Source organism: Alteromonas aquimaris (assembly GCF_026183695.1).
Lineage (GTDB): Bacteria > Pseudomonadota > Gammaproteobacteria > Enterobacterales > Alteromonadaceae > Alteromonas > Alteromonas aquimaris.
Genome location: NZ_JAPFRD010000011.1, coordinates 824,893 through 837,589, shown reverse-complemented (window position 1 = coordinate 837,589; position 12,697 = coordinate 824,893). Strand labels below are relative to the sequence as shown.

The 12,697-nt window shown below is 45.7% G+C and carries 11 protein-coding genes; 6 read left to right on the top strand and 5 right to left on the bottom strand.

Annotation, left to right across the window (positions count from 1 at the left end; genetic code table 11):
* Positions 1–268 precede the first annotated feature (268 nt).
* Positions 269–1,258: a zinc-dependent alcohol dehydrogenase family protein gene (locus OPS25_RS13845; RefSeq protein ID WP_265618375.1), complete on the bottom strand. Its 990-nt coding sequence runs from the start codon at positions 1,256–1,258 to the stop codon at positions 269–271.
* 364 nt (positions 1,259–1,622) lie between these two features.
* Between OPS25_RS13845 and OPS25_RS13840 the strand changes: the two genes are divergently transcribed.
* The 4 genes from OPS25_RS13840 (at position 1,623) to OPS25_RS13825 (ending at position 6,887) form a co-directional block, all read left to right on the top strand.
* Positions 1,623–2,033, top strand: a complete 411-nt coding sequence (locus tag OPS25_RS13840; RefSeq protein ID WP_265618373.1) for a hypothetical protein — start codon at positions 1,623–1,625, stop codon at positions 2,031–2,033.
* 72 nt (positions 2,034–2,105) lie between these two features.
* Positions 2,106–4,661 (top strand): protein translocase subunit SecD, encoded by a 2,556-nt coding sequence (gene secD / locus OPS25_RS13835; protein WP_265618372.1) that lies wholly within the window; start codon positions 2,106–2,108, stop codon positions 4,659–4,661.
* Positions 4,662–4,929: 268 nt separating this feature from the next.
* Complete coding sequence (locus OPS25_RS13830) at positions 4,930–5,427, top strand: Hsp20 family protein (RefSeq protein ID WP_265618370.1); 498 nt, start codon at positions 4,930–4,932, stop codon at positions 5,425–5,427.
* A 98-nt stretch (positions 5,428–5,525) separates the two neighbouring features.
* Positions 5,526–6,887, top strand: a complete 1,362-nt coding sequence (locus OPS25_RS13825) for a DegQ family serine endoprotease (RefSeq protein WP_265618369.1) — start codon at positions 5,526–5,528, stop codon at positions 6,885–6,887.
* 175 nt (positions 6,888–7,062) lie between these two features.
* Here OPS25_RS13825 and OPS25_RS13820 read toward each other — a convergent pair whose 3' ends face one another.
* Both OPS25_RS13820 and OPS25_RS13815 read right to left on the bottom strand, forming a co-directional pair.
* Positions 7,063–7,491: a DUF2383 domain-containing protein gene (locus OPS25_RS13820; protein ID WP_265618368.1), complete on the bottom strand. Its 429-nt coding sequence runs from the start codon at positions 7,489–7,491 to the stop codon at positions 7,063–7,065.
* Between the two features lie 82 nt (positions 7,492–7,573).
* The gene (locus OPS25_RS13815) at positions 7,574–7,720 is read right to left on the bottom strand and encodes a hypothetical protein (protein ID WP_265618367.1); all 147 of its coding nucleotides are present in this window, start codon (positions 7,718–7,720) and stop codon (positions 7,574–7,576) included.
* Positions 7,721–7,812: 92 nt separating this feature from the next.
* Between OPS25_RS13815 and OPS25_RS13810 the strand changes: the two genes are divergently transcribed.
* Positions 7,813–8,355, top strand: coding sequence for a cysteine hydrolase family protein (locus OPS25_RS13810; RefSeq protein ID WP_265618365.1), 543 nt, complete (start codon positions 7,813–7,815; stop codon positions 8,353–8,355).
* Positions 8,352–10,415 (top strand): NAD(+) synthase, encoded by a 2,064-nt coding sequence (locus tag OPS25_RS13805; protein ID WP_265618364.1) that lies wholly within the window; start codon positions 8,352–8,354, stop codon positions 10,413–10,415. Before OPS25_RS13810 ends, OPS25_RS13805 begins: the two co-directional genes overlap by 4 nt.
* A gap of 273 nt (positions 10,416–10,688) precedes the next feature.
* Here the strand turns inward: OPS25_RS13805 and OPS25_RS13800 are convergent, their stop codons facing one another.
* Positions 10,689–11,207: a DUF421 domain-containing protein gene (locus OPS25_RS13800; RefSeq protein ID WP_265618363.1), complete on the bottom strand. Its 519-nt coding sequence runs from the start codon at positions 11,205–11,207 to the stop codon at positions 10,689–10,691.
* A gap of 469 nt (positions 11,208–11,676) precedes the next feature.
* Positions 11,677–12,567, bottom strand: coding sequence for an RNA polymerase sigma factor RpoH (rpoH, locus tag OPS25_RS13795; protein ID WP_265618362.1), 891 nt, complete (start codon positions 12,565–12,567; stop codon positions 11,677–11,679).
* Between the last annotated feature and the right edge of the window lie 130 nt (positions 12,568–12,697).

Sequence of the window (12,697 nt, the reverse complement as noted above, 5' to 3'; positions counted from 1 at the left end):
GAATAATGTAGTATTCGTCTACAAGTAAAGTACCTAAAAAACTCCCCATTTTTTATAACATAGTTCATCGTCGCTTCTCTGTTTTGATGCAATACAACCCAATGTCCATCAAAGTGTGTTCGATGACCTGTTCCTCACCTCGTAGATAGGAGTAAATGTTAGAATATTCATGACTAGATTTAAGCTGAGTCAGCCTTTTCTCAACCAAGTAATACATATCTTGCGGTAATGCTATCGAGTCACCTTTCAAAGACAACTGGGTTTTCAATTACTCATTATCAATCACCACCTTACCCATACCTTCGCCACTTAACAAACGTGAATGCGCCTTGCCCACTTCAGCCAATGAATAGCGGTTTTCATCCAGCACGGGCTTGAGCTTGCCGCTTTCAGCGAGTTTAGCTACTTCTTCTAGGATGATGGCGTGGGCTTCTCGGCCCACATTGTGGATCATGGGGATCAGCATAAATACCACATGGAGGGATAAGCCCTTCAGATGTGCTTGAGACAGGTCGACTTCGACCGTTGACACTGTGGTAGCAATTTGACCATTGAGCGTTGCCGCCTCCAGCGATGGTGCAATGTTTTCACTGCCTACCGAGTCAAATACCACGTCAAACCCTTTTCCATCGGTGTGGGCATCCACGTAATCCGATACCGACTCGGTTTTATAGTTTATTGGGGAAGCACCCAGTTCGCGGATCAGGTCGAGTTTTTCCTGGCTGCCTGCGCTGGCATACACTTCTGCCCCCCATGCTTTCGCGAGCTGTAATGCGATATGGCCGACACCGCCACTGCCGCCATGTACCAGCACCTTTTGCCCTGCGGTCATGCCTGCGCGCGTTAAGCCTTCGTATGCGGTGATACTTACTAACGGTAGTGCGGCCGCTTCGCGCATACTTAAATTGGCTGGCTTTTTTGCCACCAGACGCACATCCGCATTAATGAATTCTGCGAGCGTGCCTTGCAAATCACCCAGGCCACCGGCGCAACCGTAGACTGCATCGCCCACGCTAAACTCTGTTACTCCTTCGCCTACGGCTTCCACTGTGCCGGCAAAGTCCATGCCCAATATCGCCGGAAGCTTTGGCGCAAAAGGCAGGCTAGCACCATTTGCTCGAATCTTGGTATCCACTGGGTTCACACTCGAGGCTGCAATACGCACCAATATGTGGTTAGCAGTTACCTCTGGTTTGGGCACGTCGGCCTGCACAAATTCACCGTTATCACCGTACTGCTCAACAATCATTGCTCTCATGTTTTGTCCTTTTCTGTTCATATTGAACAGTCTATTTGCCAACCAAAATATTGAAAATGAAGCTATCTACTTCTAATTCACAACTGGCTATAAGGTTAGCCGGCTTGAAGTCGATTAACCAGACGGAACAGCTACATGAGATAGCGAACAAGTATAAAGCGTTCGGACTCGTTACCATCTCAGAGAACGCAACGCTGCCATCACCTTTTCTGTAAGCTTTTAAAAGCCCTTTACACAGCTCTATATATGGCTGGATGTACTTTATTTTTTGTACCCAAAAGCTAAACCAAATCAATAAAAAATATTCTTGCTCAGGCGCTTGTTATTTTACCGTTTCAGCATCATATTTGTAGTGTCGCCCCCTATGAGATCACTTCTGTCCTGCACCTGGCCTGATGATAGAATGACTACTGTGAACCCGATGAATTTGCGTGAGAAAATGTCGTGTTTTATGCCAGTATTTATGGCGTGGGTGTTCTCGTGTCTTATTATGAATGCCAGTTTTGCCACTGATAATGTGTCTGAGCAGCCAGCATTTTCTAAATCTTCTCCGGTAGTCCAGTATAACTACACAAGTAAAAGTCACTCCCTTCGTTGGACGGGCACCACGCTGGATGGGATTGAACAGGCCGATACACCCGATCTAATACCTCCGTGGGCTTTAGTACAAGCGACTACCGTGGTTTCAACACTCGCGTTGGAGGCATTGCTCCACGGCCATATACAAAAACACTATCGTCCTATCCCTCGCGGCCCACCCATTCTTCTGCCCTAAGCACAATTAATCGGTGTCAATGTGCAGGTGCATATTTTCGCCTTACCCCTTCTTTGTTTAGGAATTAAAAAAATGGCGCGATTTTCATTGCGTGGTTTTGTATACGTACTCATTGTATTACTGGGGCTGTTTAGCGCTGCTCCCAATATTTTGCCTCAATCGCTGAAACAACAGCTACCTGACTGGTATACCTCCAATACCTTATTGTTAGGGTTAGATTTACAAGGCGGCTCCCATCTTTTGCTGGCCGCCGACACTCACGAACTCCTTGCTAAACAATTAGACAGTTTGGCAGCCGACTTATTCAGCGAATTGCGCGCCCAAAATATCCGCTATTCCGACAGCCACATAGTGAATAACAAGGATGGCGAGCACCAGCGGGTGTTTACATTCCGCGATGAAATAGATGCCAGAAAGATCGCCGCAGCCGCCTTCTCTGTCTCTGCGCAGCCCTCTGGTGGCAGTGCACTTGATGTCAAGATAAAGCAGCACACAGTGACGCTGACATTGGACGAGCAATACACTAAACAATTGCTTAAGGATGCGCTGGGAAGAAGTGTAGAGATTGTTCGTAAACGACTAAACGAAACCGGACTGACGGAGCCCACCGTCACCTTGCAGGGGAAAGAGGCTATTTTAGTGCAGATGCCTGGCGTGTCTGATCCTGCGTCTGTAAAACGTTTGTTGGGAACTACTGCGCAGATGACTTTCCATTGGCAGGCTGACAGTCGCTCAGGCCCGTCGATGACCAGAATAGACGAAGCTGGCAACCTTTACCGTCTTGAACAAAAAGTCGCTTTAAAAGGTGAACATATTACCGATGCGGCGGGCGAACTAAGTAGTGAAACCGGCCAGCCCGTGGTCACCTTTAGACTGGATAGTGCTGGCGCCAAGCAGTTTGCCGCCATGACTCGCGACAACATCGGCCGGGTATTAGCCATTGTGCTAGACGATAAGGTGATTACAGCCCCCGTTATTAATAGCACAATTCCTGGGGGCCGCGGTGAGATCACGGGTAATTTCACATTGCCTGAAGCGAGTAATACCGCATTGATGCTGCGCACCGGTGCCTTGCCAATCCCACTTTCCATTATTGAAGAACGCACAGTTGGGCCCGATTTAGGCGGTGACGCTATTCAAGCAGGTATCCAAAGTGGTGTGGCGGGCGCGGTTCTGGTATTAATGTGTATGGTAGCTATTTATGGTAGATGGGGGGCCATTGCCAGTTTTGCGCTGTGTATCAATATGGCGCTATTGTTTGGAGCGCTGACCCTATTTGATGCCACCCTAACCTTACCCGGTATAGCAGGATTAATTCTAACCATGGGGATGGCCGTCGATGCCAATATCCTTGTAAATGAACGTATTCGCGAAGAAAGCAAAAAAGGCCGGCCGCCCGTCAGTGCTATTGAAGTCGGTTTTGCCAAAGCGTTAGCCACCATTGTCGATTCTAACTTTACCACTCTGATTGCGGTAAGCTTACTGTTTATGTTTGGTAGCGGGCCGGTTAAAGGCTTCGCCATTACCATTGCACTTGGGATCGTGTCATCGGTATTTACCGCCGTGGCGCTTACCAAAATGATAATGCTTAAGGTCGCCAAGGCTAAACAGGTGTCCGCACGCGAATACACGCCATTAGATTTTACCTCGCCTTTGCTACGACTCAGTGACAAGCTCGTTGGTTTCAACTTTATAGCAAAACGTAAGATCGCATTTTTTATTTCAGTGGTGCTCACAGTGGTATCCATCGCGCTGTTTATCAAGCCGGGATTAGAGTACGGCGTCGACTTTACCGGCGGCACAATAATCGAAGTCACAGCCCCCAACTTGTCCATCGACGAACTTAGACAGGTCACCCAAGACGAGGGTTTTAGTCATATAGCGATTCAGGAATACGGCGATCAACATCGTTATCTGTTGCGCGCTCCTATTAGTGCTGATAATGCTGCGCAAGGAGCCAAACATAATAACGCTGCACAAATTGAACAGCTGAAACAAGTTATTTCACTGACAGATAATGAAGTTACATTTTTAAAAGTCGACATGGTGGGGCCCAAAGTCAGCGATGGTTTTACCGAGTTGTCTATTCTCGCCTTGCTGATTGCGGGCGCTGGAATGCTAGTTTATCTATGGATAAGATTCGAGACCCATTTTGCCATGGCCGCTTTATTGACAGTGATCCTGGATTTAACCAAAACCATCGGATTTTTTGTCGTGAGTGGGGTAGAGTTTAATCTGACCGCAGTGGCCGCCTTATTGGCACTTATCGGCTATTCCATTAACGACAAAGTGGTGGTACTTGATCGTATTCGGGAACTTCTGCGGCTGGATGCAAGTAAACCTTTGTCTGTTATCATTAATCAAGCAGTTAACAGCACCCTCAGTCGCACCGTGTTTACATCGCTAACTACTTTACTGGCGTTGCTGCCGATGGCATGGCTTGGCGGTACTGCTGTGGAAAGCTTCGCGTTGCCTATGGTGTTTGCTGTGGTGATTGGCACCTCATCTACTTTGTTTATCACCTCTTCTTTGATGTATTGGTTAGGTATGCAGCGTCAGAAAAAGGGAAAAGCCCAACTTAAACCTACTGCAGAAGAAATTAAAGCTTCACTTGCGCATATTCCTTAGCCTCATTTCGGTACGCAAGCACATCCTATATCTTTCACAGATGTCTAGCGAAAACGAATAGAGGAAGCGATGGATTACTCAAAGAGCACCGTGAACAGCACGTGCTCTTTTTTATTCCTGGTAGTAATAAAATTATAAAAAAATTTTATTTTTTTGCTCTTGAAATCTCTTTTTCCAAACCCTAAAAAATACAGTGAAAGGATGTCTATCCAGAGCCTTTCGAAATTAATTGTTTTTTATTTATATTGCTTCAATGGAGGATATAACCATGAATACAATTGATTTATCACCACTATATCGAAACAGTGTGGGATTTGACCGTTTTGCATCGCTAATTAACAGTGCGTTGACCGGCGATTCAACTTCTGGTGGCTACCCCCCCTACAACATCGAAGTGTTAGATGAAAATAAGTACGCTATTACCGTGGCGGTAGCTGGATTCTCTCAGGACGACCTTGAGTTACAAGTTGAAAAAGGCGTCCTCACAGTTAAAGGTAATAAGGAGGCTAAAGACGAAAGTAAATATCTATATCAAGGTATTGCTAACCGTTCTTTCGAGCGCAAATTTAACCTGGCAGACTACGTAGAAGTAACCGGTGCCGACTTATCTAACGGCTTGCTTACTATTGAACTAGTCAAGGAAATCCCTGAGGCGATGAAGCCTAGAACTATCTCGATTAACGGTGGTAGTAATATCCTTCAACATAAGTCCGATAAGGACAAGGAAAATGAGAAGGGCAAGGAGAAAGCTGAAAAAGTTGCGTAACTAAGCTTCGGGGGCGAATGTAGGTATTCGCCCCTTTCTTATTCAATTTTTGCAGCTCAGGTAGGTACATGTTGTATACCCGGTAAGAGGGATCAGCCATGAACAGACAACTATTCATCACCATCTTTTTATATGCTCTAACAATAAGTACAGCTCTGGCGGCACTGCCTAATATAACCCCTGACGGCAAACCTTTTCCTTCGCTATCGCCCATGATAAAGGAAGTCAATCCGGCTGTGGTCAATATATCCACCTATTCAAAACAAAAATATACCCAAAATCCATTGCTGAACGATCCGTTTTTTCGCCGTTTCTTTAATCTTCCTGATCCCAGATACTATGAACAACGCCCGCTAAAAAGACAACAAAGCGCGGGATCAGGGGTCATTGTAGATGCTGAACATGGCTATATTATGACCAACCATCATGTCATAAAGGGAGCGGATGAAGTATTGGTCTCCCTTTCTGACGGGCGTGATTTTATCGCTGAAGTGTTGGGTGTTGACAGCGAGCTGGATATTGCCATTTTAGAGGTAGAGGCGTCCAATCTGAAGGCGGTCAAGTTTGCCGATTCTGATGTGATGGAAGTGGGGGACTTTGTGGTAGCGATCGGCAATCCCTTTGGGCTTGGCCAAACCGTCACTACCGGGGTCATTAGTGCTCTGGGCAGAACAGGATTAGGCATCGAAGGGTATGAAAACTTTATTCAAACAGACGCCTCCATCAACCCCGGAAATTCAGGCGGCGCATTAGTCAACCTAGCTGGCGAATTGGTGGGCATCAATACCGCCATTATCTCGCCTGCTGGAGGCAATGTGGGCATAGGCTTCGCCATACCCGCTAACATGGCGTATGCCAGTATGTTACAGATTGTTGATAGCGGGGAGGTAAAACGCGGCCAGATTGGTATAGGCATTCAGGATATCACCCCAAATTTACGTGAAGCCTTCAAATTGGAGAACGGACGTACCGGCGTGTTAATTACCCAAGTAGTAGAAGATTCCCCTGCCTTTAGAGCAGGGCTAAGAACAGGGGATGTGATCATTGCGATAGATGGCAAGCCCACCACTTCCACGGGCATCCTGCGTAGTCAGATAGGGATGAAAGCTATCGGTCAGAAAGCTAGAGTGGCGCTGTTACGTGACGGGCGTGAATTGAACGTTGACGTCAAAGTCCAGTCTCCTGACGAGGTTTCCGTCACCTCAAAGACACAGCATAAGTTATTGAGTGGGGTCCAACTTCAGGCTGAAGGGGATAATTCCGGGGTTCGGGTTATTCACGTCGCGCCCAACAGTACGGCCGCTTACAGTGGTTTGAGGCCAGGCGATTTAATTGTTTCGGTAAACCAGCAACGGGTGAAAAATTTGAAAGAGTTGAATCAAGCGCTGGCAAGGAGTCGTTCTACTGTTCTTTTGCGAGTGGAACGCCAAGGCGGCTCACTGTTTATTGTAATTGAATAAAGTACGATGCCAGCAGGGAGCGCTGGCATTTACTATCACACTACGGGGCATTACTATCAAACATGGCATTCGTAGATGAGCAAATACAGCTCCATGCAATGTTATAAAGTAAAGCCCGCACTGTGTCCCCTGAATAAAGTACTATAAAATTAGGGGCGAGTAATTTACCCACCCGCTACTTCTTATCAGCCATCTCTGAGAACCATTGCTTATGACGTCTTTCATCAGCATAATGCTTTTCTAACACTGACCGTTCACTCACCGTTAACTCATCGTTTTTCAACGCTTTTTCATAGGCTTCTTCGGTCACTTTTTCGTTCATATTCATGGCTTCAAGAATAGCTTTATCGTTAATAAGCCCTGCAATCACCACTTTTCCCTTGGTAAGAAATTTTTTAAGGTCAGTGCCGTTAACTTCTTTCTCGCCATTTTGAAGCAATAATTCGTTCAATTTGGTAATGTGATCGCGGTGATCCTTACAAAATTCTGCAATCGTTCTTTTTAGAGTGTCATCTTCTATTCTCTCTAAGGTCGCTTCGTACGCCGCCACTGCGTCATAATCAAGATGGCAAAGTTCTGACAGTACTGTGGTTTTGCTGGGCATAGTGTTATTCCTCGTCATGTTTTAATGGTTGCCAACTGTTCATATGCTGCCGATTTTCAAAATGTTTACATCTATCAAAAATTTAATTTTCACTCGCATTGGTCAATTCTCCCCATACGATACGCTCCCCAAGTGAATAAATTAGCGCAGGAGCAAACTCAATACTGATCCGATTATCTTCAAGCGTCATAACCAATTTCACACGCTTTTGGGCCATTGAAAAACGCAATTGTTTGTTAGCTCCTCGATAACAATCGGCGTCTGCACAGGGGGGAAGAACCAATTAACAAACCCGATGATTTTCCAGATAAAAGCAAACTTGTGTTGTTAATTATCGACATGATTAACGATTTAGAATTTGACGACGGTGAGCGAATGCTCAAGCCAGCCCTGGATGCTGCGCGAAACCTTAAACGATTCAAACAACGTCTGGCCGATAATGCTATTCCCACCATCTACGTCAATGATAATTTCGGTAAGTGGCGATCTGACTTTCGCCAGTTAGTCGACCACACCTTGCACGATAATGTGCGTGGTGAGCCGGTGGCTAAACTTTTAAAACCCGGTGAAGAGGACTATTTTGTTATCAAAACCCGTCACTCTGGGTTTTATGGCACCACCCTGGAGATTTTATTACACCATCTGGAAGCGCAGACGCTTATCTTAGCGGGGATGACAGGTGACATTTGTGTTCAATTTACCGCCCAGGACGCGTACATGAGACGGTTTAATCTCATCATTCCTCCTGACCTGATCGTATGTAAAGACGAGGAAACTAAACAAACCGCCCTTAAACAGCTGACGCAGACCTGCAAGGCTAAAACGCCCTGTTCTGATGAAATAGATTTGGAAAGCTTATTGTGAAGAAAGATCAAACCTTTAATAATATTTATTCGCACGGATTTGTACGGGTGGCCGTATGTATTCCAGAAGTTAAAGTGGCCGCCCCCGATTACAACAGTGACCAGATAATTGCGCTGGCCAAATCGGCAGGTAAGAATAATGCAGCGGTTTGCTTATTTCCTGAACTTTGTATAAGCGCCTACTCCTGTGGCGACCTGTTTCATCAAGATGCGTTGCTGGACAATTGCTTAGCGGCGATTAATAAGATTAAGTCGGCTTCGAAAAAAATCCCCTCATTTTTGTTGGTGGGTGCGCCCTTGAAAATCGAAGGAGCCCTCTACAATTGCGCCTTGGCTATTCATAACGGGAGTATATTAGGCGTTATCCCTAAGTCATTTCTGCCAAACTATAGAGAATTTTATGAAAAAAGGCAGTTTTGCTCCGGTCGCGATTGTTTATTAGAAGAAATTGCGCTGTTGGGTGAAAAGGTGCCGTTTGGTGCCAATATCATTTTCAACGCGTCCGATGTAGAACACTTACGCATTCACACCGAAATTTGCGAAGATTTATGGACACCCATTCCGCCCAGTACTTATGCCGCACTCGCTGGGGCGACAATATTGACGAACCTGTCTGCGAGCAACATCACGGTGGATAAAGCGCGTTATCGCCGCGACCTTTGTGCACGCCAGTCAGGCGCTTGTGTTGCCGCTTATCTTTATGCCGCCGCAGGCCCCGGAGAGTCGACTACTGACTTGGCCTGGGACGGTCATGGAATGATTTTCGAAAATGATGAATTATTGATTGAATCTGGCCGTTTCACGCCGCAGGCAGATTTACTCCTTGCCGATGTCGATCTTGAACGCCTTGCCCAGGATCGTATGCGATTGACCAGCTTTCACGATTCGGTCACTGCCTATCGAGACTTAGTGGCACAAGTACGCCGGATTGATTTCACCCTAAATCCCCCCACCGCCGCCCTCCCCCTGCAGCGGCAGGCGAATCGCTTTCCTTTTGTTCCAGCTAAGACAGAGGACTTAGATGTGCGGTGTTACGAAACGTTTAATATCCAAATTCATGGGTTGGCCAAACGCCTCAAAGCTTCAGGCTTTGAAAAGCTGGTAATTGGCGTATCGGGTGGATTAGATTCCACCCATGCGTTAATCGTGGCGGCAAAGACCATGGACCAATTGGGGTTACCACGGGCGAATATATTGGCGTATACCATGCCGGCATACGCGACGAGCAAAAAAACTAAGGACAATGCTCATATCCTGATGGAGAGCTTAGGGGTCACATCCAGAGAAATCGATATTCAGCCCTCGTGCGATCAAATGCTTAAGGATATTCAGCATCCCTATGCAGAAGGAAAGGAAGTGTTTGATGTCAATTTCGAAAATGTACAGGCTGGCGAGCGTACATCGCATCTATTCAGATTAGCGGGACAGAACCACGCATTAGTATTGGGGACGGGCGATTTATCAGAAATTGCGTTAGGGTGGATGACCTATGGTGTGGGGGATCATATGTCGCACTACAATGTAAATTGCAGCGTACCAAAAACCCTGATCCAACACCTTATTCGCTGGATTGCAGAGCGAGATGAATTTTCACAGGCAACAAGGGATGTGTTAACAGATATCGTCAACACCGAGATTTCACCTGAATTAGTCCCGGGTAAATCCGATACTGAAGAGCCGTCTCAAAAAACCGAAGATAAAGTAGGCCCATACGAGTTACAGGACTTCAACCTATACTGGATAACCCGCTTTGGCGTTCGTCCCTCTAAAGTCGCCTTTTTAGCCTATCATGCTTGGCATGATGCGAGCGAAGGTAAGTGGCCTAGTACCGTACCAGCGGAAAATCGTAATCAATACACCTTGGCGGATATCAAGCACTGGCTGGAAGTATTTTGTTATCGCTTTTTCAAAATAAGTCAGTTTAAGCGCTCTGCCCTTCCTGATGGCCCCAAAGTTGGCTCCGGGGGTTCACTATCGCCACGGGGTGACTGGCGTGCGCCAAGTGATGCCGAGGCAACTGTGTGGCTGGAAGACATTAAAAATATCCCTGATCAATTATAAGTCTGGAGTGTGCGCGCCAAAAAGGTTCGGCGCGGAAACGATAACTATAATGCCTAGTTTGCTATATCTCTCAGCGAGCTGGAAGGGGATACCCACAACAGGAAAACAACCGATTTCTTACACCAGTAAGGTCGCCCTGTGAATGCGGTAAGGGGGTAGTCAATCATGCAGAGGTGAAGATAGAAACGAGCAGAGGTTCAGCTCAACAAAAAGGTGCCGTGCAGTTTAAGCGGTTACTTTAATGGGTGATAATTTCAATGCAAATTCGCTTACCTAACCAACGACCTTAGTTCCTTTTAAGATCGTTTTAGAACAGGTACTGCCGTGCAAGACTGAAATGTCTCCGGTAGTTTCCAATACCACCGCCCTGACATCTTTTTCATCCAGAACATTGGCTTCCCTGAGCTTAGCGTATAGGTCGCTCTCGGCGACACGCGTCTTCTCCAGTGCGGGGTAAAGAATTTCTCCATCGAGCATCAATATAACAGGCTGATTCTGCATAATCGATTCTGCGGTATCTGACGACTTGCGCAACCTAGCCGAACAATACTGCACTAAAAAGAGACTGGCTAACGCAATGAGTGATTGGAAAAAACTTTCCCAAGAAGTGGACTGACTAGTGTTGGCAAGCAGCGATCCCACGGCTATGGTCATCACAAAGTCGAAATTCGTCATTTTTGAAAACGAACGTAAACCGTTGACCCGCACCAGTAACACAACCCACAGCATGGCGAGGGTAGTTAACACCGTGCCGCGCAAAAGGACTTCTACTATTGTATCGGATACAAACATGTACATTCTCACTATTCAATTACTTACATTATAAACCAGGTGGTGCGCTTTTTTGCGCTACAGGATGTGGCTGAATTTCCCTATTATAGCTCGAGGTTAGACCAATACACTTTTTTGCTACTTGTTTCTTTTGCTTGCCTGCTAGCGGTCTCACCGCTCTAAAAAATAAACCCGTCCTTACTGTTTTTTTTTGGCCGCTGCGCTTGCTTTGTTTATCAACATTGGCAAAAGAGTTTAGCCCTAATTTCTGTTAAAAAATAAAAGGGTTTTAGAATGGTGATGAAATTAAGGTGTACACTTAATGCGAGCATCTCATCTGATTCTAGCGGCTTTGAACAATATAACCCAAACCTTTTTTGCCACCACACATACATTTATTGATGGGGCTATAGAGGCAGTAAAACCTCAAAAAGTAATGCTCGCGCCCCTTCTCTCTTTGCCCATCTATCCCTCTGGCCAGCCTTCTTTTCTAAGCGTCGAACACTATTTCTGTATCTAGCATTGATTTTAACTTTTGCAGCGCGCGCGTTTCTATTTGGCGAACTCGCTCGGCAGAAATGCCATAGTGATCACCTAATTCTTGCAGTTTGGCCTGTTGATCACTATCCACCAAATAACGCTGACGAATGATCTCCTGGCTGCGCTGATCGAGGCGGCGTAAGGCAGAATGTAGCTGCGTGGATTGCTTGGATAACCAGTCATCACTTTCATTTTGACGTGCCGGCTCCATGCGGTGATCGGTTAAAGCGAGTGCGGTTGTCTTGTTAAGCGAATACCCTTCTTCGTCTTCGTCATAGATCTGCACGCCCAGATAATGATCCTGCGAATGTAACCGTGATTCCATTTCTAGTACGGTAGCTTTATCCACATTAAGTTCGTCCGCGATGGCGCTGGCTTCATCGTGGGTTAACCAATTCCAGGATTGTTTGAATTTGCGTAAATTAAAAAATAGTTTTCGCTTTGCTTTTGAAGTGGCGACCTTTACCAGCTTCCAGTTGTTTAAAATATACTCATGAATTTCCGCTTTGATAAAGTGTACAGCGTAGGTTGCTAAACGACATTCAAAGGAAAGGTCAAACTTTTTGACCGATTTCATTAAGCCAATATTGCCCTCTTGCACCATATCTTCAAGAGGTAATCCGTAGCCTTTATACCCTTTGGCTATGGTGTATACAAAGCGTAAATGGGAAAGAATGATGGCTTTAACTGCCTGCATATCATTTTCTTCATGATATTTTTTAAACAGAACTTTTTCTTCTTCTGCAGTGAGAAAGGGAATAGATTGAATGTAGCCCACGTAATTTTGAAAGGTACCGTGGGAGCCTGGGTTTAAATAGCCTTGAGTAACTAAAGTATTCACCTTACCCTCCCCATTCAAAGCAATATTACATCAGTTAAATAAATTAAATCTTAACCCTTACGTCCCTAAAAATGTGATTCAAATTCCATGCCTTTATCCCAAAATATAGATACATTTTCGTAATTTTAAA

What these genes read in the sequence shown, in the direction of transcription:
- OPS25_RS13845 (WP_265618375.1), bottom strand. Translation starts at nt 1,258, where the DNA reads ATGAGAGCAATGATTGTTGAGCAGTACGGTGATAACGGTGAATTTGTG.
- OPS25_RS13840 (WP_265618373.1), top strand. Translation starts at nt 1,623, where the DNA reads ATGAGATCACTTCTGTCCTGCACCTGGCCTGATGATAGAATGACTACT.
- secD (WP_265618372.1), top strand. Translation starts at nt 2,106, where the DNA reads ATGGCGCGATTTTCATTGCGTGGTTTTGTATACGTACTCATTGTATTA.
- OPS25_RS13830 (WP_265618370.1), top strand. Translation starts at nt 4,930, where the DNA reads ATGAATACAATTGATTTATCACCACTATATCGAAACAGTGTGGGATTT.
- OPS25_RS13825 (WP_265618369.1), top strand. Translation starts at nt 5,526, where the DNA reads ATGAACAGACAACTATTCATCACCATCTTTTTATATGCTCTAACAATA.
- OPS25_RS13820 (WP_265618368.1), bottom strand. Translation starts at nt 7,491, where the DNA reads ATGCCCAGCAAAACCACAGTACTGTCAGAACTTTGCCATCTTGATTAT.
- OPS25_RS13800 (WP_265618363.1), bottom strand. Translation starts at nt 11,207, where the DNA reads ATGTTTGTATCCGATACAATAGTAGAAGTCCTTTTGCGCGGCACGGTG.